Source organism: Gimesia chilikensis, from assembly GCF_008329715.1.
Taxonomy (GTDB): Bacteria; Planctomycetota; Planctomycetia; order Planctomycetales; family Planctomycetaceae; genus Gimesia; species Gimesia chilikensis.
Genome location: NZ_VTSR01000021.1, coordinates 51,727 through 77,149 on the forward strand (window position 1 = coordinate 51,727; position 25,423 = coordinate 77,149).

General features: G+C 53.1%; 18 protein-coding genes. 4 read left to right on the plus strand and 14 right to left on the minus strand.

The genetic code is table 11. The features are described 5' to 3' along the window. Positions 1-139: 139 nt before the first annotated feature. Entirely contained in the window at positions 140-334 is a 195-nt protein-coding gene (locus tag FYZ48_RS23465) for a hypothetical protein (protein ID WP_145035796.1), read from the minus strand. A gap of 482 nt (positions 335-816) precedes the next feature. On the opposite strand from FYZ48_RS23465, the gene FYZ48_RS23470 reads away from it, so the two are divergent. Together FYZ48_RS23470 and FYZ48_RS23475 are read left to right on the plus strand one after the other, a co-directional pair. Then, a complete protein-coding gene (locus tag FYZ48_RS23470; RefSeq protein ID WP_149344913.1) occupies positions 817-1,095 on the plus strand; it encodes a Flp family type IVb pilin in 279 nt (92 codons plus the stop codon). Between the two features lie 136 nt (positions 1,096-1,231). After that, complete coding sequence (locus FYZ48_RS23475) at positions 1,232-1,552, plus strand: branched-chain amino acid aminotransferase (protein WP_145441184.1); 321 nt, start codon at positions 1,232-1,234, stop codon at positions 1,550-1,552. A 138-nt stretch (positions 1,553-1,690) separates the two neighbouring features. On the opposite strand, the gene fliS is transcribed toward FYZ48_RS23475, so the two are convergent. From fliS to FYZ48_RS23510, 7 genes are all read right to left on the minus strand, one after another. After that, on the minus strand, positions 1,691-2,164 hold the full coding sequence (gene fliS, locus FYZ48_RS23480) for a flagellar export chaperone FliS (protein WP_145035802.1): 474 nt from the start codon (positions 2,162-2,164) through the stop codon (positions 1,691-1,693). Positions 2,165-2,216: 52 nt separating this feature from the next. Continuing rightward, entirely contained in the window at positions 2,217-4,934 is a 2,718-nt protein-coding gene (fliD, locus tag FYZ48_RS23485; RefSeq protein WP_149344915.1) for a flagellar filament capping protein FliD, read from the minus strand. Positions 4,935-5,121: 187 nt separating this feature from the next. Then, a complete protein-coding gene (locus FYZ48_RS23490; protein WP_149344917.1) occupies positions 5,122-5,904 on the minus strand; it encodes a class I SAM-dependent methyltransferase in 783 nt (260 codons plus the stop codon). Between the two features lie 71 nt (positions 5,905-5,975). Beyond that, entirely contained in the window at positions 5,976-6,827 is an 852-nt protein-coding gene (locus tag FYZ48_RS23495) for a phytanoyl-CoA dioxygenase family protein (protein ID WP_187782180.1), read from the minus strand. A gap of 35 nt (positions 6,828-6,862) precedes the next feature. Continuing rightward, complete coding sequence (locus FYZ48_RS23500; protein WP_149344921.1) at positions 6,863-7,555, minus strand: hypothetical protein; 693 nt, start codon at positions 7,553-7,555, stop codon at positions 6,863-6,865. A gap of 40 nt (positions 7,556-7,595) precedes the next feature. Beyond that, positions 7,596-11,789, minus strand: a complete 4,194-nt coding sequence (locus tag FYZ48_RS23505) for a tetratricopeptide repeat protein (protein ID WP_149344923.1) — start codon at positions 11,787-11,789, stop codon at positions 7,596-7,598. A 305-nt stretch (positions 11,790-12,094) separates the two neighbouring features. Further along, a complete protein-coding gene (locus FYZ48_RS23510; protein WP_149344925.1) occupies positions 12,095-13,906 on the minus strand; it encodes a flagellin N-terminal helical domain-containing protein in 1,812 nt (603 codons plus the stop codon). Between the two features lie 1,324 nt (positions 13,907-15,230). Between FYZ48_RS23510 and FYZ48_RS23515 the strand changes: the two genes are divergently transcribed. Further along, positions 15,231-15,503: a hypothetical protein gene (locus tag FYZ48_RS23515; protein ID WP_149344927.1), complete on the plus strand. Its 273-nt coding sequence runs from the start codon at positions 15,231-15,233 to the stop codon at positions 15,501-15,503. 24 nt (positions 15,504-15,527) lie between these two features. Here the strand turns inward: FYZ48_RS23515 and FYZ48_RS23520 are convergent, their stop codons facing one another. Beyond that, positions 15,528-16,676, minus strand: a complete 1,149-nt coding sequence (locus tag FYZ48_RS23520; RefSeq protein WP_149344929.1) for a cysteine desulfurase family protein — start codon at positions 16,674-16,676, stop codon at positions 15,528-15,530. A gap of 101 nt (positions 16,677-16,777) precedes the next feature. Beyond that, positions 16,778-17,851 carry an AAA family ATPase gene (locus FYZ48_RS23525; RefSeq protein ID WP_145035820.1) on the minus strand — a complete coding sequence of 358 codons (1,074 nt, stop codon included), beginning with the start codon at positions 17,849-17,851 and terminating at the stop codon, positions 16,778-16,780. Between the two features lie 198 nt (positions 17,852-18,049). Between FYZ48_RS23525 and FYZ48_RS23530 the strand changes: the two genes are divergently transcribed. Further along, positions 18,050-18,871, plus strand: a complete 822-nt coding sequence (locus FYZ48_RS23530) for a 3'-5' exonuclease (RefSeq protein WP_149344931.1) — start codon at positions 18,050-18,052, stop codon at positions 18,869-18,871. Between the two features lie 14 nt (positions 18,872-18,885). Here the strand turns inward: FYZ48_RS23530 and FYZ48_RS23535 are convergent, their stop codons facing one another. The 4 genes from FYZ48_RS23535 to FYZ48_RS23550 all read right to left on the minus strand — a co-directional run bounded on the left by FYZ48_RS23535 (position 18,886) and on the right by FYZ48_RS23550 (position 25,275). Continuing rightward, positions 18,886-19,968 carry a hypothetical protein gene (locus FYZ48_RS23535; RefSeq protein WP_149344934.1) on the minus strand — a complete coding sequence of 361 codons (1,083 nt, stop codon included), beginning with the start codon at positions 19,966-19,968 and terminating at the stop codon, positions 18,886-18,888. 202 nt (positions 19,969-20,170) lie between these two features. Next, the gene (locus FYZ48_RS23540; protein ID WP_149344936.1) at positions 20,171-23,662 is read right to left on the minus strand and encodes a HEAT repeat domain-containing protein; all 3,492 of its coding nucleotides are present in this window, start codon (positions 23,660-23,662) and stop codon (positions 20,171-20,173) included. Between the two features lie 19 nt (positions 23,663-23,681). Next, the gene (locus FYZ48_RS23545) at positions 23,682-24,647 is read right to left on the minus strand and encodes an aldose 1-epimerase (protein WP_149344938.1); all 966 of its coding nucleotides are present in this window, start codon (positions 24,645-24,647) and stop codon (positions 23,682-23,684) included. Positions 24,648-24,708: 61 nt separating this feature from the next. Next, on the minus strand, positions 24,709-25,275 hold the full coding sequence (locus FYZ48_RS23550; protein WP_145035830.1) for a YqgE/AlgH family protein: 567 nt from the start codon (positions 25,273-25,275) through the stop codon (positions 24,709-24,711). Positions 25,276-25,423 lie beyond the last annotated feature (148 nt).

The following is a 25,423-nucleotide window of genomic DNA, read 5'->3' on the forward strand; positions in this document are numbered from 1 at the left end:
AGTGATTACGCTCAGCGCAATACCAGCCTGTATCGTCATCGGCTGTCGGAGGCCTTCAGATTTGATATTTTCCCCAGATCGATGCTTTCCGGGAGAAAATAGTTCCTGCGGAGTCATCCAGACTCAGCAGTTTACAGATTTATTCCTGATCGGCTTCTTTTGCCAGTCGACTTTCGATTTCCTCAGCCGTTTCTACGGGAGGTTCGCTCTGTTTGGGCACATCACGAAAGCCGAGCGTACTGGTGATCGGGCCATCCGAGCCCATCTGACAGCCTGTCCAGGCCAGGCCGCTCAACAGCAGGCAACATGTTGTCAGGTGTAATTGTCTACGCATTGGGATTCCTTTCCCAGTCAATTAGAAACAATACCCCCAGGTAATTCGGGCGCGTTTCATAGCAGGAATCCGGTTTTGTGTGAAGAGGGATTTCATCGCCTCACCTTTTCGGCACGCACTTTTCGACTGTTTTTCGTCCCTGTTGCCGATTCGCCACGTGTTGCTTTGAAACAACATCGCGCTAACTGACCTGATAACAGCGGGTTAAGGCCTCTCTGCTCCTCGCCCCTCAGAGCGTGTTGATTTTTCACCACAGCTCGCTCAGACCGTGTGCCGCGTGCCGCAAGAATTATTTCAACGGGCGGACTGTTTTTATCTCCTTATATTTCAACAGGTTGTGATTACTGCTGTGAACAGTTTGTAAAAATTTTTTTACGCTCCGGCACGTTTGGTATTCAGCTTGCTTTACATCCCAGTATCAACTTTGAAACGTTGACTCGATGCAAACAACTCTTAATCAAACAACTTTGGAGACCACAACTATGAAAAACATCATCAACTCACTGATCAACGACGAAGCCGGTTTCATTGTTTCTGCAGAACTGGTTCTGATTTCTTCGATCGCCGTACTGGCCATGATCGTGGGACTGTCTGAAGTCGCTAATAACGTGAACCAGGAACTGGAAGATGTCGGATCCGCTTTCTCCAGCATCAACCAGACTTACAACCTCTGTGAAGTCTCTGGTCACAAAGGGGAACTCAGCAGCAGCAATTTCCGTGACTGCCCCGACTTCTGCTCAGGTCAGTGGGACATCTACTAAGCCTGACGCTCTGAAAACAACTCTACCCGAAACTGCTTTCTTTCCGAAGACGACCGCCTGCGGGGATTCACCACCCCTGCAGGCATCCGGTCACCCGAAACAAAACCAAATCTCTTAATCTCTGGAGTCTGTGAACATGAATACTGTGTTGATCCGTTTCATGAACGAAGAGGCGGGCTTTATTGTCTCTGCCGAACTGGTACTGATCTCAACGATCGCCGTCCTGGCGATGATTGTAGGGCTCAGTGAAGTCGCCCATGGTATTAACCAGGAACTGGAAGATGTCGGCTCGGCGTTTGGCCGCATCAATCAGAGTTTCTATGTTGCAGGGGCGCATGGCCACAAGGCCTGCACAGACGGCAGCAGTTTCCGCGATCAGGCGGATTTCTGTGACGGCGAGAATGACATCGTCTGTGATCGTCCGCCCCGCAGCGAAGGGAACGGCTACTACTATTAAGCGATCGCGGAACAGCAGTTCTGCTCACACATAATGTTTCCTTAACAGGAAGCAGGCATGCATCGAGGCGGAGGTCTCCACCTCAGGCACCCTGATCAGCGAATCTGGTCAGGGTGCTTTTTTTATGCGCGGTGCAGATCAGGTGATCCAGGAGCGGCTCTGATGCGGCTGAGCTGACTGCTCGATTTGATGCGGCGGATGCACGATCGGACCCGACTGTGGCTGACGGGGCTCCTGGGGTGTGCTTTCCAGCAGACGTTCCATCAGCTCGTACCAGGATTCCCGGTGAATTTCGAGGACCTTGATGGCGTTATTGATATAGCTGGCTTCCTGTTTCACATCGGCATGATTCAGGTTTTCATACACGAACACGAACAACGCCTTGAGCTGTTCGATCATTTCGGGTTGTTGACCTGGATCGAGTCCCCCGATCAGTTCAGCAACCAGATCGCGACTGCGGTCCAGGGCAAAGTGAGCCTGTTCAAACTGTCTCGATTCAGTAGCCTCCAGGGCTTTTCGAGCAAAACGCAGTGCGCCGTCGACCACCATCAGATGCAACTGGTGTGGTTTCGCGGTTAGAACCTGATTCTCCAGGTAGTCATTACCATTCATCTCCTGTTGGCCCTTCGTTCTATTGTACTTCAGTCGTTTTTAATAATTCGTATTACTTATCGGATGATGCATTAAGCCTGTTCAAAGCGGTTTGCTGAGAGTTCAGCTGATTCACAAGCGTTTCCTGCAGAGTGAACTGCTCAATCAGGCGTTGTCGTCGTGCTTCCAGAATCTCGTTCAGTTCCGCAACCCGGGTGTTGAGAGACAAGGCAGAAGCCTGGAGTGAATCTGTTTGTGCTTTCAATGTGCCGGTGAACGGGTCAGTCATTGAGGTGATGACTTCATCCATCACCACCGCAAAGCCATGATCTTCCTGCTGGAAGAATTCCGTGATCGCAGTGGGGGCGTCGGCCAGCTTCTGATCCAGCGTGCTTTCTTTGAGTTGCAGTTTGCCGCTGCTGTTGAACACAATCCCCAACTCGGACAGGCTCTTGATCGAGTTGTTGCTGACGGAAAGTTTTTTCGTCAGCAGACCTTCCAGTCGGGAAGTGATGTTAAAGATCAGGCTGTTCCCGTTGAGAACTCCACGCTGGTTTGTCTCTGGATCAAAGCCGGTCAGGCTATCGGTCGCATCGACAAAACTGTTGTAAGAGTTCACGAAGCTCTTGATCGTTGTTTTGATGCCGGATGTATCGCGGGCTACATTGATTGTGGACGGTGCGTCTCCGACCGAGAGCAGATCGATTTCCAGTCCGGTGATGGCATCATCGAAACTGTTGGTCGATGAAGTCAGCAGGAAGGATGTCTGGGGGTTACTGCCGATACGGATCAACGCGTCTTTGGCTTCGACGGAGGTCGAGAACCCGAAATCATAGTCACTTTCCAGAATCAACTCACCGCCTGCACCACTGCGTGAAGATGTGATCGACAGCCGCGATGAATTAAAGGCGGTTCCATCGTCGATGATCGTAGCGGAGGCCACTCCAGAGGCATTGAACTTCTCGGTGATGTCTGCCAGGGTGTCGGTTGCTTCGATGGAAATTTCCGTGGTCTGTCGACTGGTAACACCGGTCGTTCCGGAACCCAGAATACCCAGACTGGCTGCGACCGAACCTCCTGAAACTTCTTCGATCTTTACATCAAATGAACTGCCCCCGGTGCTTTCCACGATGAATCCGTCGCCGGTGTCGTTCAGGCGGGCATTGATCTGGGCACCCGCGGTTCCTGCGGCATCGTTGATTTTTGTGAGCACATCGCCGATGGTTTTGGTCGTCTCCGGGTCGGACAAGTCGACTACGAAGCTGGTACCGTCGCGGTCGATAATGCGAACGCTACCCGAAGGGATCTCGGTGCCGTTTTTACCATAGGTCGACAGTGAGGTGTTCTGATTGATGTATCGCAGGTCGAGCGAACCGGAGTCGACCGTATGTTTGTTATCTGCCAGCAGTGTGTCGATTTTGAGTGTGCTCGCGAGATTGCCACTCACGTCCTGAATTTCAATCGATGTACCCGAGGCGGCGGAAGTATCCTTGATGGAAATACCGGTTCCCGCCTGATTCAGACTGGCTTCAATCTGAATACTGCCGTTGCCATTGATGAGATCGATTACCTCGTCCAGCGTTTTCGCGGAAGAGAAATCGATGGTGGCATTTCCTCCCGCCCCATCTTCGATGTATACCGACCCGGCATTTAGTACCGGTCCCCCGGACTGGACTCCCCCATTCAGATTTCTGAGCAGGACCGAATTCAGCCCTCCGCTGAGTGTGCCCGTGATGACGCCGCCGGTACCCGTCGTTTCGATATCCAGTTCCCGAGCCGCCAGTGATCCATTCAGCGCACTGACGGTGAAGGATCCTGCCCCGCCGGTGTTGTCCGTCAGGGTCAGTTGTCCGTTACTGGAGACGGCTGCGGTAATATTACCGCCGTTGGAAGCATGATTATTGATGAGATCGACCACGTCGCCGACCGACTGCGCTGTATCCAGGTTGACGTCAAAGGTACTGCCGTCCGAAGCAAGGATCTGAAAATCATCCAGGCCGCTGACGGTTGTAATGCCGTTACCGTCGTTGATTTGTGACAGCTTGAATTCTTCAGTGATGCGATAGACAGAATCACCGTCAAAAGAGGGACCAACGACCGATTTGAGAATTCCCAGGTCGGCCGCTGTTTTTCCGCCGCTGACTTCACTGATTTTCAGGGTTCCCGAACCGGAGCTGGTATCGCTGATGACCAGATGATCATTCTGGATGCTGGCAACCACCGATGTGGCTGACTGGTTGATCTGATTTACGACATCATCGATGGTCAGTGTTTTGGAGAGATCGACGATTTCGGTCTGACCGTCACGGTCTGTGATCCGAATGCTGCCGCGCTGCACTCCCGCGCCGTTGTTGAGTTCTTCCAGTAACCTGGACTGATTCAGTTCCCCGCCGTTGGAAATTGTAATCGTGGTCGCGGTCCCGATGGGGGTGGTGTCAGTATCGGGGAAACCATCGGATATGACCTGGTGGTTAGTGGCGGTCTGCAGACCCTGTAACTGGTAAGTGGCAGCGGTGGCGGTGCTGTTGGCAGCGACGCTGAACTGCTGGGTATCGGAGCTGGTGGCCTTCAGGGTTTCGAAGGTACTTTTCAGATTCAGTTTCTGAGTCGCGGTCTTGAGAGTCAGCAGGTTGGCTTCGAGGGTTTTGATGCCCCCTTCCGTCGCTTCGAACGCCTGCGCACGGCTGGACAACTTCACCAGCGCATTTTTCTGCACGCCGATGATCGCATCTACTATCTCATTGATATTTAATCCGGTTGCCAGACCGACACCGGAACTGATGCCTGACATGTTAGTAAATCTATCTGATTCTACTGAGGTTCGTCGTTTCCAAAATTTGTCCGCGCAGGGGTTACTACAGACTCACAATATTTATCGGTTAGTTAAAACCTGCTGCTTGAGTCGGCCTGTTGAATCTCAGCCCGCAGCCTCAGAATCCCGGCAAGCTTGAGGGATTGTGAGGTTTGTGCTGCTTTGCTTATTCAATGATGGCATACGACAGCGAAGTTGCGAACGGGAAGCGTTTGAGTCTGAGATTAGGGAGTCCCAGAGTTTCCATCGCTGCCAGAGTTTCACCCGGGAACAGGTCCATGTTGAGTTCGTCGAAGGCGATGATCGCTCCTTTGGGCATCCGCGGGATCAACAGCTCCAGGGCCACTTTTGTCGGTTCATACAGGTCGGCGTCCAGGTGTAAAAGTGAAACGACCAGGTGCTGATTTTTTTCGAGGTACTCAGGCAGAGTCACGCTGATATCGCCTTTCACCAGCTCCACCTTGGAAATATGGTTGAGGTAGCGGGTGGAATCGTAGAGTTCGACTGCTTTCTGAATATCCTCCATGGCGTTTTCTTCTGACTTGAAACCGCCGACTTCCAGATGCTCACTGGTGCCGGTGGTGTCCTTGTCACTCAGGGAAGGGAAGCCTTCAAAGGTGTCGAAGCCGATGATTTTTCGCAGGTAGTTAACCGGTTCCAGAATTGCGCTGAAGTGTGCCCAGGCCATGAGACTGGCACCGCGGTGCACGCCGAGTTCCACTACAGAGCCATTCACCTCCAGCTGCTGCTGAAAAATTTCATAACGCGCCAGCAGTTTGGTGATTGACTGTCGGGAAACATATTTGGTGAACGCATCCAGCTTGTTCAGATTGGAACCGACACCGGATTCCCAATAGCGTTCGACTGCATTGAGTGCGTCCAGGTCGCTGGTAGACTGGTTCTGTGATTCACCCACATTGCCCCGTAACAGGCCTTTTTTATCTGCCATTTCGATTCAGCTTAATTTACAAGAGTATGGTTATGAGATGAAGTGGCCTCTGCATGCGTTGCTTCATGCCGTCAGGAAGCGGTTCGTTGCATGGCTTTGCGGGCGTGTGTGATTTCTTTGATTCGCCAGCCATCCTTCAGAAATTGCGGGTCACGCAAATCGCGGTAGCGTAGATTTAACACGAAGCGGATATGCTCGGACTGGTTCTTACTGGGTGTATGTGGTGTCAGGCTGTGAAACAGCAGAACATCGCCGGCCTCCAGAGCGGTCGGCACGACACGGTCAAATCCCTGAACTACATCGGGGGGTAGTGAGTGCCATTTCGTTCGAATACCGTGATCATGTTCGTCATGGGGAACCGGTGGTTTTAGATGTTCTCCCAGTGCGAAAGTCAGACTACCGTTCCGGTGGTCTGTGTTCTGCAGCGGTGCGTAAAGTGTGATCGTCGACCAGGGACCCTCGTTGTAGTACCAGTCCTGGTGCCATGAGGCCAGGTGCCATTCCGCATCGGGCATGCTCATCAAAATGATATAGCGGTCATGGATCGAAATTTCAGGTGAGAGTAACTGTTGCAGCAGCGACATCAGTTTGGGATGAGTCCCGGACGCGTGCAGGGAAGGTGCAGCGTTCATTACATCATAGAGAATGCTCTGAGCGCCGGGGCAGCGCTGTTCAAGCTGCTGCAGGCGGTCGCTGATTTGTGATATCTGGCTGGCATCTTCCTGAACTTCGAGTCCGAAATGCTGTTCGAGCAGGCTCAAGCGACCTGACAGCTCAGTACACATTGGTTGCAGATCCGCAGGGGCAAATAACTGTTTCACCAGCAACACCCCCTCCGCCGCGTACTGTTCCAACTGTTGATCAGAGAGTACGTAACCGTCTTGTGGGCAATCCAGTGTGCATAATTGATTTACGGGTAACATGTTGACCATCCCTGGAATAATGCAAGAATGAAATTTTATTCCGCGTAACCGAATTGAGTGACCAGCGGTTTAAAAAACCGGTTAACCATCGCCTGTTCCGACTGGGACAGGTCGTCCCGCCATTTACCGATTCGCAGGGGCTGTACAACCGAAGTCTCTGTGGTGTGTTCCTGGTCGATGCGAACAGATGCCCCGGTGGTTGTTTCGCCTGTTGCAAGGGCTGCAGGCTGGGTGGCGAGTTCACGGACCTCTTCAGCGATGCGGGAGACGGCATCCAGTTTCAACAGAATTCCCAGCTGGGTTGCCATCTGGAAGATGAGCGCGTCCGCGTTTTCAGCGATATGTTCGTAGGGAATGACCATGATGCCTGGTAGTGGCAGGGCATGGTGAATTTCCTGGTAAGCGGAGACCGTGGCCTCAACTGCATCGGAAAAGGATGCCTGCTGCAACTCCATCGAAGTACAGACGACGTCGCGGGGATCCCGGTAATGATAGAAGGGGCGGACTGCATCCTGTTGCGCGGCCTGAATCGCCTCTTCAGTCAGCAGGTCGAACTTCAAGATCATCCGCTCATGAACATTCATGGTGCCAATGATCTGATTCAAATCTTCGATACACGTCGGTTCCTCTACCTGGAACGTATAGTTCTGACTTTCCCATATTTTTTTGAAGACAGCCTGTGACCAGTCTGTACCGGAATTGGGGATGCCGAAATTGAAGATAATCATGCGTCAATCCTGTCTCAGAGCGAGTCTGAAAAATAACTGCTTACTGGTTGAGATCTGCGTCGAGCGAGTCGAGCTTGCGTTCCTTTTGTGCCAGAAACCGGGGACGGGGAATCTGGGATTCTCCGCGGGTTTCTTCACGACGATAGGGATGATTGTCATCGAAATAATTAATCAGCTGTCCCTGGTATTCAATCAGAATCGTTTTGCAGGGGATCTGGTTACGCTGGATTTCAAGAACGATATCAGCGGCCCGCCACTGTGTGGCGATCAGAATGACATCGACCGGGTGATCCAGCAGCCAGTCGCGGAAATGAATTTCCTGACCTGTACCCGGAACGAACGTGCCGACTTTATTCATGTCAGAATCGATGACAGTCGGGAAACGCTGCATGTCCAGCTGGTGCTGATTGATAAAGGCGGCTGCTTTGCCGGTTCCTCCCCAGATCGCGGTCTGCAGACCGGAGTCGGCCAGTTCTTCAAACTGAACTGCCAGTTGAGCAGCGGACTGTCGTGCTTTTTCCTGGAAGGCGACTGCCTGACGTGCCAGTTCGACCTGATGTTTCTGAGGCTCGAAGCTGGCCATGCCGTAAATCACTTCGCCATTATAGCTGGTTTCAATCAGATCCACTTGGGTTGCACAGCGGGTCAGTAAGCGTTCCAGAGACTGGGAAGTGAAGTGAGAGTTATGTTCGTAAAAGAAGTCGACCGTGCGTCCTGCGTCCAGAACACCGTCGATACAGGGGACTTCGATAAACAGCCGTGTCGCACACTGGGCGACATTTGCTGCAAAGGCGACTTCCTGTGCAAAACCCAGCGGATTCATCAAATGTTCAAAGACGTGCCGACTGATGATCAGGTCGGGCTGCAGTTCTGCCAGATGTTGACCAGGTTCAAACAGCATGGTGCGCGCTTCAATCAGCCCGCCTTCCGTTTCAATTTCCGCATTAGGATCGAAGCCGATAAATTTCCCGGAGGGAATTTTCTTCGCCAGCGATCTGATAAGGTGTCCTTCCCCGCAGCCGATTTCCACCACCGTCGGGTTTTCAGGCAGGCTGGCAGCGATCAGGTCAGAGACCTTCTGCAGATGTTCCGACCAGATGGCTCCCTTGTTAAACATCAGGTTGGGTTTGTCCGAATAGGGCACCTTGGCGTAATCAAAAGCCGCATTCGAGATATGGCCACAGTCCACGCATCGCATGAAGTCGTGTGGCAACCGTTCCATGGCCTGTGCATCCGAGGTGCTTTGAGGCCAGGCCAGTGTCGTCAGGGGCAGCAGACCGCCATCGAAAAACTGAACCGCGATGTGGTATCCACAGGCCGGGCAGGTGTAGTTCCGCATAGCCGAGTTGAGAATATTTGAATGGTCAGTCGCTTCTGACTGTTGAGGTACAGCATCCATGCCGAGGTCCTTTTCCGTGTCCAAACAGGTCTGTGCTGATGAAGGAGAATGTTCCGGAATCCTATTTTGCAGCGCGGTTTCGAAGAAAGATTCCATTTCTCGGACCGTGCTGATGTCTTCAAAGATAAGATGACTTTTAGCGAGAATTTTGAGGCGGAGCTGATCGCGAAAGGCTTCATCGCAGCCAATGCGACAGGCCAGTTCGATGTACTCCTCGATCGAAGAGACAATACAGTCTTCGAGTCCCATTTTTTTGTAAACCGCCAGCATACCGCGTCCGCGCATGTAGCGGGCGGGCAGAGTGACGACGGGCGTGCCGATTGCCATAGACTGATAAGATGTGTTGCCACCCCCGAAGTGCAGCGGGTCGAGCAAGACGTCGGAAATGTAGATCAGATTCAGGAAGTCCGGCGTCGACATCCCGCGCAGGAAGAGGATGCGATCTACCACGTCGGGGAACGTTCTCTCGAAACGCGCGACGAGCAGATCTTTCCATTTCGAGGTCTGGTCGCGAATCATCACGATCCGCGCCTGGGGATCTTTTCTGAGGATGCCCGCCAGAACCTGATCGAATTCCGGATGAATCTTGAACAGTGTCTGCGGACAGGCATAGACGTGATCGTCATCGGACAATCCGAACGCAGCCCGTGGTTTGATTTCTTCAGGCAGGCCGGGGCGGTAATAGTAAGAAGGCAGACTTTTGAGCCGGACCAGCTGCTCTGTGTAATGTTCGTCAGCGTCTTCGGGTTCTATCAGTTCGCTGGAAATGAAGTAATCGATTGTTTTCAAGCCGGTTGTAATGGGATGACCCCAGGTAACGCATTGCACGGGGGCATGCCGCGTTGTTGCCAGCGAGAAGATAAACGGGTCCATTCCGATGTCGGCATAGAAGAGGACATCCAGTTCCAGGCTTTGCAGAACCTGGCTGGCCTGCCTCAGATCGACTCCCAGAAAGACATATTCATCTGAATGATTTCGGATTTCTTTCGCGGTATCGTCCGTATGTTTCGTGGGAGTGATCGTGATCACATGATATTTTTCCCGATCGAAATTGCGAATGATGCCTTTCATCAGAGAGCCGATAGTGTGATTGTAGAACAGGCTGGAAATGAATCCGATCCGGATGCGTCCGTCTCTGTGGACAGTCGGTTCTTCGGGGGACCAGCTGAGAGTGTTCCTGATCTGGTACAGCTCTGCCATGCGTTCGATAATCGGACGATCATTGAATCCCTGGTACGCGAGGTAGAAGGTTCCAGGCGTGAGTTTGATCGAAGTATCGATGCAGACATTTTCCACATGTAGTGCTTCGATTTGCTCTTCGAACGAATCCCGTACTTCCTGGATCGCTTCCAGAGAGGCGGGGATCGGAGGCAGTAGACTTGCCAGGGCGAGCTTGTATTCGGGAAGCTGATTGAGTTCGTACGCCTTTTCCAGCGCCTCCTGGGCTTCCTCAAACATTCCCATGGTCTGGTAGACTGTAGCCAGATTGCAGTAGGACGGCACATAGGTGTCGTCATATTTGACGGCTTTGAGGAAACTCTTGAGTGCTTTTTTGACTTTCCGCTGCTGGTTCTGGACATGTCCCTGGTAGTTCCAGAGCACCGCGTTTTCCGGATGGTGTTCCAGGCCGGCGGCAACATGTTTTTCCAGTTCTCTGTTCCGCAGCTGTCGGGAATAGAGTTCCAGCAGGTTTAGTCGTGACTGCAGATGTTCCGGTTCGAGGGCCACCAGTGATTCAAAGTAACCGACGGCAGAACCAATTTTGTTCTGTCGCATCCGGACGGAGCCCATCCCGAACAGAGACGCTGTATTGGTGGGGTCGCTTTGATAGAGACTCTGGAAAATATCATAGGCATAGTCGAGATCACCGATCGTAGCGACCAGTGAACCGAGATGAAAAGCAGCACCGGGATGGTTTGGGTGTTTGCCGAGGACTTCCCGGTACACGATCATAGCATCCTGAATCTGCTTCGATTCTTCCAGTGCTTTTCCGATATGGAACTGGATCTCGATGTTGTCCGGGTTGAGGCGCAGCGCTTCACGAAAACAGGAGAGCGCCTTCTCAAAGTTTTCCTGTTCCGCGTACAGAATGCCCAGGTTGTTGAGGATCTCCCAGGAGTCCGATTGCAAGGCTGCAGCTTCTCTCAGGATCTGAATGGCCTGCTCATTTCGGTTTTGTGCTGAGAGGAAGACCGCATAGTTTTTGAGCGTATCCAGGTTTCCAGGGGCGAGTTCCAGAGCCGCCTGATATTCAAATTCTGCTTCAGGATTTTCGGCTTTTGCCAGGGTGTTCGCCAGATTGAAATGCGAGAGATGCAGTTGCGGTGCCAGTTCCACGACCTGGCGGCAGGTCGAAATGGCTTCTTCGAGCTGATCCGTTTCTGCAAGCAGATTGCCCAGGTTGATCAATGCTTCCCGATAGAGGGGCTTGAGTTCCAGCGCACGCCGGTATGCCTGGATGGCCTGCTCCTGTTCTCCCGCCAGGGCCAGGGTGATAGCCAGATTGTACACAAACGCGGCATTCTCTGGTTCCAGCTCCCGCGCACGTTCGTAGTTTCTGATGGCGTCGTCCAACCTGCCCAGTCCTTTGCAGGCCGCGCCGCGGTTGGAAAAGAACGAGCCGATTCCATCATTCTGACAGATCGCACGGGTGATGAAATCGATGGCTTTCTCGAACTGTTGCAGGTGGAGATACACTACACCCAGCAGATGTAATGCGTCGACCTGTCCCGGGTCATGCTGCAGCACTTCGCGGTAGAGTTGCTCTGCCAGAGGCAGGTTCCCCGCCTGATGCTGCTTAACTGCAGTATTCAGTAATTCCTGAGGTGAAGGCATGACATCTTCTTTCAATCATGAAGCTGATTGAAACGGTTTTCAATCTGAGCTGAGACTGGTAGCCTGATCTGGAGGGGCAGGCTGAGTTTTCCGGTTATTCTGTCTGTATCGGCTGAGCTGGGGGGATAGATAAGTGGTTTCTTGGGCCAGAGGCAAATCAGCCTGAAACAGGGGAAAAGACTCTTATATCGGAAGAGAAATAGGTGGGATAGGTAAATGAGAAAAGCACTGTCCGCCTTGCGATGGATAGTGCTTTTCTGTTTCGTATCAGATTGTTTTCAGTCGGTAATCGACTTACTCAGGGCTTATCTGAGCAGACTCAATACCTGCTGTGGGTTCTGGTTGGCAATCGAGAGAACCGAAATACCAGCCTGGTTCAGAATCTGAGCTTTGGTCATGTTTGCGGTTTCGACAGCGAAGTCGGTATCCACGATCTGACTACGGGCTTCGGAAATGTTTTCCAGAGCCACACCCAGTGATGAAACGTTGGTTTCGATCACGTTTTTCTGAACCGCACCCAGACGACCACGGAGAGTCGATACACGGTTGATCGATTCTTCGATGATGTTCACCAGGTCGGAACCAGGAACAGAAGGACCGACGTCCAAGAGGCTCTTACCACCGCCCGAACCGATTTCGAACAGCTTACCGGAAACACCACCCAGACGGGCTGTGTTAACAGCTTCGATTCCGATACCAATCTGACCAGCGGCAGAGACGTCCTGACCGATCTGGAACAGCGAACCACCACCAGTGATGGTGAGGCTGGCCGTGTTGTCGGCAACGTTGGCAGCGGAGGTAAAGGAGAACGAAGCGTCGAGCTGCTGCGAACGGATGTTGGCAGTCAGACCGGAACCCTGGGCAACCTGCCCGTTGATCCGAGTCACGATGTCCGAACCAATGGCACGCTTCAGGGCGTTGCCGTCGGTAATGTTGTCTACTGTATCGAAGCTACCGTTGAGAACATTCACATCGACGAATTCATCAGCACCGTAGTTAGCAGCACTGAAAGTCAGGTAAGCGTTGGTTCCGCCGGACAGGGCAGCAGCAGCTTCTGCTTCGACGACACCTGAACCATCACCTTCTGCGGCGGTGGAGATCAGAGCGTTCACGTCAGCGTTGCCATCCAGCAGCGTTTTGATAGAACTTGCGTTTGATGAAATGTCACCGTTTGCCAGTGTTCCGAGGCTGACCACAATCGTAATATCAGTGTTGGTGTTATTGAATGTGATGTTGGCTGAAGCACTGTTGGCAGACGGGTCAACAAACTGGACGCGGATGTTCTGTCCGGTATCGCCGAGAACACTGTCTGAAGTCCGGGCATCGGTGAAGGTCAGACCGGAGTTCGTAGCGTTGGCATTGTTGAAGGACAGGTTGCTGGCAACCTTGTTGGTTTTCGTTGCTGTCACACCGGTAATGTCACTCACGCCGTTTACGGCGTCTTTGACGTTATCCAGTGAGCTGGAAGCACCCAGGAACAGCACCTGGCTACCGCTTTTACCACCCACTTCGATGGTGGTTGCGCTGGCCAGACCGCCGTCAACAGCACTGTAATCCAGGCTGGCCTGAGTGGCAGCGGTTACAACTGTGGCATCCAGAGTGATGGTGCTGCTGGTTCCGAATACAGCTTCGTTGACCTGGTAGTCAGACAGTTTAGCAGCATCGGTGGCAGAAGCCTGTGTACGGAAAGCTTTGCTTCCATCGATCAGCTTGTCGCCAGCGAATGAGGTGTTCGCTGAAATACGGTTGATGGCTGATAACGCTGTATCGATCTGGAGCTGATTCGCTTCGATTTCGTCCTGAGACAGAGCGCCTTTGTTCAAACCTTCCTGAACCAGACCACGAACCTGGTTCAGCAGGTTGGTGACTTCGCCCAGAGCCGAGTCAGCGGTGGCAATCACGTTGCTGGCACGGTTTGAGTTTTTGATAGATTGTTCAATCGCGGAAACCTGTGAACGCAGGGTTTCACTGGCAATCAAACCGGAGGGGTTATCTTTACCAGAGTTAATTTTCAAACCGGTGGACAGACGGGTCAATGAGGTGTCCAACAGGTTGGTAGACTTATTCAAACTACGTAAGCCTCTCAGCGCGGCTACGTTAGTATTAATTCGTGTCATGGCAAACAGCCTTTCTCACTTGTAATGAAAGCTCCCTAGGGGTTTTCAAGGTTAGAGCTACTATATGATTCAGGTTCTCGAGCAGTGCTGAAACCGCCCGCAAACATTAGTTTTCGTTCCTGTCATATCCGAGAAATGTGGATCAATGTCATCTGTCGTGACAGGATGCCTCGAACTGATGTGGCTTATCTTTCCATAACAAAACCATTCCAGATTCAGATGATGCAATGAATGTACAGAGGGAAACTGCGCATTCACGCTCCTTAACTATCGGAATGTTACTTTGGGTAAATTAAGCGACTCTGGTGTTTTTTTGAAAATAAACCGATCTCTCCGTTTTCCCATGCAGGAAGGGATGACCTGTAACTGTTATCCGATCCTTCATCAAAAGTTCGGCTGCACCTGCCTTAACGTGAGAGAGGAAAATGGTGATCATGACAGGCGAAGCGACAGAAAGACCGAGTCAGTCGTCATGATCGTTACGTTTTACCTGACAGGACGTTGCCTCGGCGGCGAAACGGGCAGGGTTGGGCTAACCGTCATATTTTGACAGGCTGTTCCAAAACTGACTCGGCTCATCTTGATCTGAATAGACTTTCAGTCAGGAGAAACGTCAGTCGTTCAGCGAGTGACAGGCGCTGTCGGCTCGTGAGGCTCTCCTCTACAAGTGGATGGCGAAGTCGTTGTTATGAAACATCAGGAAGTATTCTCTGCGCGATGCCGGGAAAAACTCTGGACCGGGAGCGACTCGGGCTGGTGTTGTCTCGATGATTCCGCATGTCGGATTGAGGGAATGACTCGTGCGCATTGGGGGAGTGCGGATGACTCACTTACTGGTCGCACTGATCACAACAATTGCCAGTAGTTCGTTGGTGATTTAATTACGGCGAGAGAGGAATCATTAATCTGTTTCCAGGCAGCTTGCGTTTGCGTTAATACGAATCACGTTCACAGGCGAAGGTGACAACTTTTTATGCCTGCTGTCGCAGAGTTATTGATTATACGGGTTAATGCTGATTCTTCTGATGAATGCAGGTCGTAACAAATGAACTTAGTTCGCACTCTCACTGAAACAGTTCATGCAAAAACTCTTCGCTTATTACTCAAGATCGCTGATCGGCAATGACGATCCATTTTTCATATCTTACCAAAAGCGAATCCGCAACCGCAGGTGGTTGAATAGTCAGACAGATGATGTCGCAACGGTTGATGGAATAAATAAGAAGAATCATAGTTCACCTGCACCGGTCCATTCGCTTGCCAGGATTAAAACATCCTCAGCAGACCATAATCATAAATCGCATACCTTAGGGAGCAGCATCGCATGCCTTTGTGTCCCCAACACATCAGTCAGCAGGTTAAGGAAGCCCATTCACGATTAGGAGGATCACTTGTAAAAATTCAGAAAGCCCGTCATGACTCAGCAGTTGAATCTGATAATCTGAAATCCATGTTCCAGTCCTGGGAACAGAAGTGGATGCATCGTCGCGAGCTGATCGCCAGCCGCATCCAGACTATTGAAGCCCAATTAAAAGAACTGGCGGAATCTGAGCTGCCCATGCCCCAGTTCACCATTTTTGACGATCCCGGGGAGTAAACCCCGGGGCACTGTTTCCTGTGCCTATGCACTTCTGAGCTGGTGCACGACCCTGCTGATCCGGCGGATCGCTTCCTCGATTTCCTCATTTGTATTGAGGAACGAGAGACTCAGCCTGAGAGCAGACTGATAGACCGGCTCGGGACAGCCCATTGCCAGCAGAACCGGAGCGGGATCCCGGGAACCGCTGGCACAGGCACTGCCCAGGGAACAGGAAATGCCCGCCAGGTCCAGGGAGATCAGCAGCGCCTCCCCGTCCAGTCCAGGGAACGAAATATTCAATGTGTTCGGCAACCGGTGCTCCAGCGAACCATTGATCACGACCGGCGGGCAATGCTCCTTCAGCCCCTGTTGCAGGCGATCGCGAAGGGCGGCCATTTGTTCTGATCGCTGTCTGTGATCGCGGATGGCACACTCCAGTGCCCGTGCCATCCCCGCGGCCAGGGCAACAGGTTCGGTTCCCGCCCGCTTGCCCCGTTCCTGGTGACCGCCGGTGATCTGGGGGAGTAATCGGGCATTTTCTTTCACAATCAGCGCACCCACGCCCCGTGGTCCATGAAATTTGTGAGCTGCCAGACTGACTGCGGTAGCGCCGGAATCATGGAAATGGAACGGAATTTTTCCAATCGCCTGCACGCCGTCCAGGTGCAGGGGAATCCGGTGTTTCTCGCAGAGTGCTGCCAGCGTAGCAACATCCTGAATGACACCGGTTTCATTATGAGCCAGGATCAGTGTCGCCAGTTGAATCTGCTGCCAGTCGAACTCTTCCAGAGCTGTGACATCTATCCGACCATCGGGACCCAGCGGGATGACTCTCTGCCTGATACCCCGTGGCGCCAGTCTGCGGATGGTATTGACGGTCGCCGGATGCTCTCCCGCGGAGAGTGCAATTTCACCCGCCGTCCCGGGGAGGAAACCCTGGATCGCGAGGTTAATCGATTCGGAGCCTCCGCTGGTAAAGATGACTTCCTGGGGATCAGCGCCTACCAGTGAGGCCAGCAGTTCGCGGGCATCTTCCAGGATGCGGCGCGATTGGCGTCCGTCTGCATGGGCACTGCCTGGATTGGCATAGTGAGTCCGGTATTCCGTAGCCACCAGGTCAATGACTTCATCCAGCGGTGGTGTGGTCGAGTTGTTATCCAGAAAAATCCGTTGTGCAGCGGGAATCGACATGACGGGCCTGTATTCAGGTTACCTGCAACATCAGGCAAAAATGGAGACGTACTCTCGTATTGATTTACTTAGCGGTGTTGAGCCGCGCTGATTGTCTGATCTCAGCCTTTGGCTGCTTCCTGGGCCTGAACTTTCAACTGATTGGGAACATGTTCGATCAGCATATCAATAATATCGTCGGTGCCCAGTCCCTGGCTGTCGGCCTGGAAGGTGGTCACGATCCGGTGCCGCAGGACAGCATGTGCCACCGATTTGATGTCTTCGGTGGAGACATGGAAGCGGCCTTCCAGAATAGCCCGGGCTTTTGCTCCCAGAATCAGGAACTGACCCGCACGCGGACCGGCCCCCCAGGACAGATATTCTTTGACGAATTTCGGGGCCGAATCTTCCCCTGGACGTGTAGCTCGTACCAGATCGCGGGCATAGACAAAGACATGCTCAGCAACAGGCACTTTTCTGACGACCTCCTGCAAAGCCAGAATCTGGCGACCGGTGAGAGCCGCTTCCAGCTCGGGTTTCTGATTGCCGGTGGTCTGCTTAAGGATCATCAATTCTTCGGCAGCGGTGGGATAATTCACCACGACATTAAACATGAAGCGGTCCAGCTGTGCTTCGGGGAGGGGATAAGTCCCTTCCTGTTCGATCGGGTTTTGCGTTGCCAGTACGAAGAATGGCTCGGGCAGCCGATAGGTATTGGAGCCAACGGTGACATGACGTTCCTGCATCGCTTCGAGCAGAGCGGCCTGTGTTTTGGGAGGCGTTCGGTTGATTTCGTCAGCCAGCAGAACGTTCGTAAACAGCGGACCCTGCATGAACTGGAAGCTGCGGTGACCGGTTTCGGGGTCGTCCTGCAGCACGTCGGTACCCGTGATGTCAGAGGGCATCAGGTCGGGAGTAAACTGGATACGACGGAACGAGAGATGCAGAATTTTGGCGATGGTGCTGACGAGCAGGGTTTTGGCGAGTCCCGGTACTCCGACCAACAGACAGTGACCGCGGCTGAAGAGTGAAATCAGGATTTCGTCGACCACTTCGGTCTGGCCGATGATGACTTTGCCGATTTCGTCCCGCATTAACAGGTAGGCGTTCGCCAGACCGCGAATGGCCTGGGTCTCCAGATCTCGTTGTGCGTCTTCGTCTTCCTGAACCATCAGATGCTCATCAGGGTTGGTCATGTCCACCACAGCCTTATCAAGAAAAAACCAAACTGCTATAAACGCTGTTTATTGTTTATACTTATCAGTAGAACCGATTGGAAGGGGCCGTTTGTCACCTCAGCCCGGTCGGGCGAGATCAGGCCTGGCAGTTCTGATCGGGTTTGTTTGTTAAGTACTGCTATTATCCTGATTTAGATCGAAAAAGCGAGTAAAAACGTGTCCCAGTCTCAAGTAGCTTATCTCGTATTTGATGTCGAAGCGATCGCTGATGGGGACCTGATTTCCCGGGTCCGTTATCCGGGCGAAGGGCTCTCACCCGGGGATGCCCTGGCGAAATATCAGGAAGAGCAGATTGAGGCAACGGGCAGCAACTTTATTCCGGCTACATTTATGCTGCCGATTTCCGTGGCGGTGGCCAAGCTGTCAGCCGACTACCGTCTGCAGGATTTGACAGTGCTGGATGCTCCCGAATATCGCCCGCATGTGATTACGGGGAAGTTCTGGCAGGGTTGGCGGCATTATGGACAGCCGACGTTCGTCACCTTTAATGGCAGGGGCTACGACCTGCCGGTGCTGGAACTGGCCGCGTATCGCTATGGGATTGCATTACCGGAGTGGTTCAACGTCGATGCCCGCAGCTTCGATCAGTCTCGTAATCGATATAATACGAACGCGCACATTGATCTGATGGACATGTTTACCAACTTCGGCGCTGCCCGCATGACGGGCGGGCTGAATCTGCTGGCGAATCTGATCGGCAAGCCGGGCAAGACCGGCATCGACGGTTCCAAGGTGCAGGAGATGTACGATGCGGGGCAGGCGGATGAAATCAATGACTATTGTCGTTGCGATGTCCTGGATACCTACTTCGTATTCCTCAGATCACGGGTGTTGACCGGTCACTTGAGCCTGGAACAGGAACAGGACATCGTTACCGAGGCTTACCGTTATCTGGAACGTGAGGCTGGGGAAAACGAAAGTAAAGCATATCAGCATTATCTGGAGCACTGGGGTGACTGGGAGCCCCCCGCGGAATAACGGCCGATATGATTTTATTTGGCGTAGTGTACCTGGACGTCCGACAGCAGGAATTCAGAGATACGATCATTCCTGGTCTCACTGATGCGGATGGGCAGGGCCTGTCTGCTGCTGAATTCCAGTTCTACACTTTCCCAGTCGGGCCGGGGAGCATCCGGATGAGGCTTGAGTTTCAAGGTGACAAACCAGGGAGACGCTGCTTCGGCGGACTCTGCATCCAGCTCAATGGTGAATGATTCGATCTGAAATGATTTCTGATCGACATCAATCAACCAGCCGGGCAGTATTTCCTGCAATGCCTGTTTTTCACTGGCCCGCGAGTCTGAAGTACTGCGGTAAGTCGACAGCACCTTCCCGTCAGTCTGTTGCTGATTGCGTTTGAAAATGGTGATGCCGTTACCCAACCGTATGGAATCGATACGGGAGGTTTCTGTAATCCAGCGGGTTACCAGTTTCTCGATCTGCAGGCGTTCTGTTGGATTTCGTTCGGTGTCATTATCACTGGTAAAAGCAACCCGTTTGATCAGGGATTGACCCGCTGGTACCGGTTGTGCAGCGGGGAAAACCGCTTTCGCGACGGTCTGTCTGACGAACTGCGGTTCCGGGCTGGTGTGAATCCGGGTGGTTGGAGTGACTTTCAACGCCGTCAGCTCAATTGAAGCGAACCGGTCTTTCTGAGCTGACTCTCGTGTCAGAAACGTCAGCGATTCCGGCAGCATGGAGCGTGCGTTGATCTGGAGTTCAAAAGGGCGACAGAGTCGGCGCGTGAGTGCGTCCTGTGGTTGTCCCTGCAGGACGATTCTGCTCTGAGACTGACTCATCAGCTTCCAGTGGTATTCGGTTTTCAGTTTTGTGAGGGAAACCGGTTGTTGAAACTCGGAGAACAGTGCGAGTTCGTGTCCACTGAAATAAGCCTGGTTCTGCTGTTTGAACTGTTCGACCGCGGACTGCGGTGTGACCGGAGACAAAAAGCGCGAAGCTGCCGACCATTGGGTGAGAATGGTGTTTACCGGAGTCTGCTCATCGGCGGCACGAACATGCGCAGAAGAGACTACCAGCAGGATGAGGCTGTACGTAAAGAAGGGATGACGATGCATCGCTGAACTCTTAGAAAATCAGGGAAAATGAGACTGTGAGAGGGGCAGGGGACATCAGAGGTGCTGACAGAGATGAGCCGAAATGTAGCACAAAGGTGGAATTGCGGGAACGGCAATCTGCGTTCAGGCGCTGGCAAAAAAGATCCGCTGCGCGCAGTGTCTCTAAGGTGTTCGGATATAGAGGCTTAGCGGGACCGTTGTGTCACGGTTTAACGGAGGCAGGTTTCTTCTGAATCTGCTGAACAAGCTTGCGGAAGTCGGGCAGATTCTGCAATTCTGCCAGATCGGGATCTTTCTGCATCCACTCTGCATCGTCAAATCCGAGTTGAGAAGAGAGTGCCAGGTAGTGGATTGCTTTTTTCTGATAAGCGGCGATCTGCTGTAGGACGGCGGGAGTTTGAGGCTGGTCTTTAAGGTTAACCAGCGCCCGGCCGAACACGCAGGCGACGTTATAATGGAACAGGTCGTTCTTCTCGAACTTATTCAACTGACTTTCGACAAACTGAATCGCTTTGTCTTCCTGGTGATTATAGACCATGCAGATCGCCAGTCCGGTGATGGCCTGTGAATCGTGCTTATCCAGTTCGAATGCATTCTGAAAATCTTCCTGGGCTGCCTTCCAGTCCTGCTTCATCAGGTGGGAATGTCCGCGACCCGTATAGGCCTGTAACAGGACTTTCTCTGTTTTCTCATTCGCCTGATCACCCTTATTCTCCGTTAGCAAGACCCGATTGAAGACTTGGATTGCCTGGTCCCACTGCTCGGCATTGTTGTAAGTCTGTGCCTTGATCAGATAGAGATCCATGTTATTGGGGTCGATATTGATCGCGGCGTCACAGGCAGCGATGGCATCGGCCAGCTGTTTCAGGTCCCGGTAGATGTAGGCCTTGGTGATATGAGCGTAGATCGAATTTTTGTCGACTTTCAGGACATCGTCGCAGGTTGCGATGGCCTGATATTCCCGATTGAGTTTGCGCAACAGGGCGATTTTTTCAGAATAGGATATCATGTGCCGGGGGTTGGCTTCGATGGCCCGGTCAAACGTTTTAATGGCTTCGTCAGGACGATTCAGGGCGATCTCAAGATCGGCTTTGAATCCGTAAATCGACATGAGTTTGGGATTCACTTTGATGCAGGCGTCGTAGGTCGCGAGCGCCTTGTCATCCTGTTTCATGCGGGAGTAGTGCGAAGCCAGCACGGTGTAACCGTAGGGATCCTGAGGCGCAATTTCGATGGCCTTCTTCAGCTCCGCCAGGGCCGCCTCGAATTTGTTTTGATTGCTGTAAAGTAAACCCCGGGTGACGTACAGACGGGCGTAGATGTTGTCGACTTCCAGGCCCTGTTCTACGACTTTCAGACCAGCGTCGTACTCTTTCATGGTGTTCAGAGTATTGGCTTTGGCCAGATAGGCTGGTACGAGCAGCGGGTCGATGCTGATCGCGGTATCGTAGTCCTCAACGGCTTCCTTGTACTCTTTACGACGATGTGCCTGTTCGCCTTTTTTGAGATAGTGATTTCCCGGGGAACGCTGATAAATGTTCTCCAGCGCAGATTGAGCGGCCCGTTTTTTGTCGGCATTGGTTCCGGCGATTCGGGCATCCATGATGGTGCGGCGGGCTTCGGGAGTGCCGATATTGGCCAGGGCGCCGAAGATGGAACCCCAGGTTGATGATTTGGTGGTCTTGGTCAATCCCTCCGCGAGTATCTCAACGGCTTTATTGGAATCGGAACTTCGCAAGCCGGAGACGGCGCCGTTCACAATCGAATGATTGCTGTCGTCCAGAGCCTGCCTGGCAAGTTCAAAGAACTGAGGCGATTCCAGTTTCTGGAGCGTGGAGAGGATCAGCAGTTTTTCGGTCTGCAGGGCACCGGGGTAATACTTTACAAAGCGGTCCTCGACGGATTCATCACCGATGGAAGCCAGCGTTTTGATGAGCAAGACCTTCAGGCCGGCGTCCAGTTTGTCTTTTTCCAGGTGTTGAAATAACAGGGGGATCGCCCGCGGATCTTTCATACGGTCGATGAAGCTGAGCATATCTCCCGTGGGCAGGGACTGCTGTATCTGCTGCAGGACATATTCCATGGCCAGAGCTTCACTCGCATTGTCTTTGCGTTTGATTAATTCCTTGAAAGCGACATTGCGAATTTCTTCTTCGGGGGACTTAAGGGCATCGCTGAGGACTTCGAACAGGCGGGGGTGCCCGTTCAAAACCAGTGCCCGGATGGCCGCCTCACGCAGTTCCCGATTGTCGCTGTCCAGGAATTCGTAAATCGCGGCGCCCCACTCGGGACGGGGATTACGGGCAATGACTTCGATGATGATTTTCTGTGACGCCGGGGGATGTGATTTCAGGATCTTCAGCAGCGCCTGTTGTCCGCCTGCATAACGGGACTCAGCCAGGCTGGCGATGGCCATCTCAAACTGGGGGCCGGGTGGCATCTTCGCGACTTCCACCAGTCGTTGGAATGCCCGTGGATCACCCAGAAAACGCAGAGCATACAAAGCCGCTTCCTGGACGCGGGGGTTCTCGTGGGAAGTCAGTTCGAGCACCAGGGGGAGTTCTGCATTGGTCAACTGTCGTCCGCCACTGATCAGGGCCGCGGCTTTGATGGCCGGGGAACCGGTGCGGATCTGCTCGGCGATTTTGTCGCGGGAGAGGACTTCCAGGGCGCTATCCAGCGCGGCATGGATGGCTGCTTCTTCAGTTGCATGTGTCACCCGGGGAGCGGTCCCGCCGAGGTAGGGGACTGTGATATTTTTAAAGGCTTCGCCGGCGAGGTGCAGTTCCGTAATGACAGACGGAAACAGGGGGAAGGGAACACCCAGGACGGCGTTCGACCCCAGAGAAGCGGCGATGCGGGGCAGCCATTGGCTGATGTCGTGTTCAATTTCCACCTTATCTTTGGGGAAGTAGAGTACGAAGCGTTTCACGTTTTTCAGAGTCAGGTCATCGACGACTTTGACAAGGGCGCCGATGTTGATGCTGTTTAGCTCGCCGGTGATGGTCAGTTCCGCCAGGCAGCGACTGGGCCCCAGCAGTTCGACCTGGTAATCCAGTTTGCCCTGCTCGAAGCGATTGACGTTCAATGCCAGTGGCTGCTGGTCGACGGTCGTCCGAAATTCGATCTCCGGCGTCTGGGCGCCTCCGGGCAAATCGCCCAGTACAATCCAGAGGCCACCCGCTTTTCCGGGGGGGACGACGACCTCATCTTCAAATTTCAATTGTCTGAGCAACTGACGCTTTTTTCCCAGTAAGACACTTTGGCTATTGAGATTTGAGGGTAATCCAGCGAACGGATGAGGTTGGCCATCGACGAATGCTTTCACCTGCGCGCGTTGCAGTTTGACGGGTTTCGTGGAGTCGTTGACCAGGGTGAGTTGCGTCAATAAGTATTGATACTCGTCCGGGCCCCGATTGTTTCGGGAACCTTTGAGTGATTGATCCAGGGTTAAGAACAGTTTCGCTTTTTCAGAGACCAGCGGCTGATGCGCCGGTTTCTGGTTGCGGGTTTTTAAGCGGGCCTCGATTTCCCCCAGTTGCTGGCGGACCCGGGCATTGGTTCGTTCCGATTCTTTCTGTGGGCTGTCCGATTCAGGAGCCCGGGCGGACTGTGCGTTGACCAGAGGCGAACAGAGCAGGAACGCAATCAGACTGCAGACCACCGTGCGGGACAGATCGAATCGAATGGGCATACTGTGTTACTCCGCTTAATCAGACGATCACTTTGCCGGCCCGGATTTCGATCCAGGTTTTGATTTCCGACCCGGGGGGTAGCACCCGCAACCCGGTTTCCAGCGCTTTTTCGGTAAGGTTGAGGGCGTTGGTCACACAGGTGTAAGGTTCCAGGCAGATGCAGTTCCGCTCGGGCGGTGTGAATACGACAAGCTCGGTGAACAGACTGTCGTAGTCCTGGGTGAGGACCAGACCGGCCTGCTCGTCCATAATCAGGCATTCATACTGATCGATGTCTTCCGGTAAGCCGCTGAGGATGTCGTCGGCTTTTAACTGGTCGAACCAGGCACCCTCACGTAAATCGTGTGCGGGCTGAATCGGCTGCTTGTCTCCGGTGGGCAGACAGTCAGACAGAATCCACTCCTCGGTGGCCGGCGACTCGATCAGGCAGTTCTTCGGATCTCCCTCTGCGGAGAGCGGCACCTTGAAGTAGGGATGAGTGCCCAGTCCCCAGGGAATGGGGGTGTCGCCCGGATTCCCGATGCGGAAGTCGGCCCGCAGGGTGGCCCCTTTGACTTCGTAGCGGACTTCAATAAAAGCATCGCCGGGCCAGCAGGGGAGGCGGTGTCTGCCATCAATGCTCAGCTGAAACTGGGCGATGGCGAAGTTTTCTTCGTGGGCAATCACTCGCCAGGGGAGGTCCAGGCAGAAACCATGAATGGCGTTTCCTGTTTTGTCATGATAGGTCTTTTCGGGGGGGAGTTCATATGCGGTTCCCTCCCACTTGAAGCGACCTCCGGCAATCCGGTTAGGGAAGGGGAACAGGATCGGAATCCCGCTGCTGCTGGGGCGTTGTTCTCCGGTCTCGAACTCGGGATGAGAGTCGATCACGTCGATGCATTGGCCGTCGACCATTGCGTGGAACTGGTAACAGTTAAATCCCAGTTCGGGCAGGATGCGAGCGGTGGAGCCGGTTTCCGGATCGGTAATTATCAGGGGCGTCATGTGTCAGAGTCGTTTCGTTTCCAGGTGTTATATGTGGTGTCGACTGGGTTGGCAGTTCGTTTCAGTTCCATTCGGGATGGGCGGTTTCCTGCGGAAGAAAACGTCGCTCTTCCATCGCCCGGCCGTGCAGCGTGTCCCACAGATCGTAGGGATCAATTTCGAAAATGTCTTCCGCGGTTGCGGGGGTTGTGAGCCAGTCCATCCGGTCGAGTTCCGATTCCAGTTGCAATGGTGCCCAGCCGGCACAGCCGAAGAAAATGCGGAAATCCAGATGGGGATCCCCTTCGGAGATCCGCCAGACCACCTGTTCGAAGACCTCGGGGCTGCTGCCCATGAACAGGCCGGGAACGATGGCGTCTTTGGCTTTTTCCAGATCGCCGGCATTATGCAGGGCAAACATACCGTTGGGTTCTACCGGACCGCCCATAAAAACCAGATCTTCCAGCTTGGGCATGTCAAAGTATCTGGAGAGCGCATTGGTGATTGAGAACGAGGATGGACGGTTCACAATCAGACCGGTGGCACCCTCATTGTTATGTTCTACGATCAGCACAACGGAACGGTAAAAATTCTGATCATTCAGTTTCCGGGTGGCGATTAAAAAGTGTCCCTTTAACGATTTCAGCATAAAGCGAATGTTTCTCCTCTGGTTCAGAACTGAATTCCGGACGGTCCGGGAAAATCTCCTCGAGTGAACAGGTAGTATTATATCTGGACAAAAGCTGAAAAAACAGAGTTAGATTTGAGACCCTCAAGCGCCCTTACCGTGTCACAGC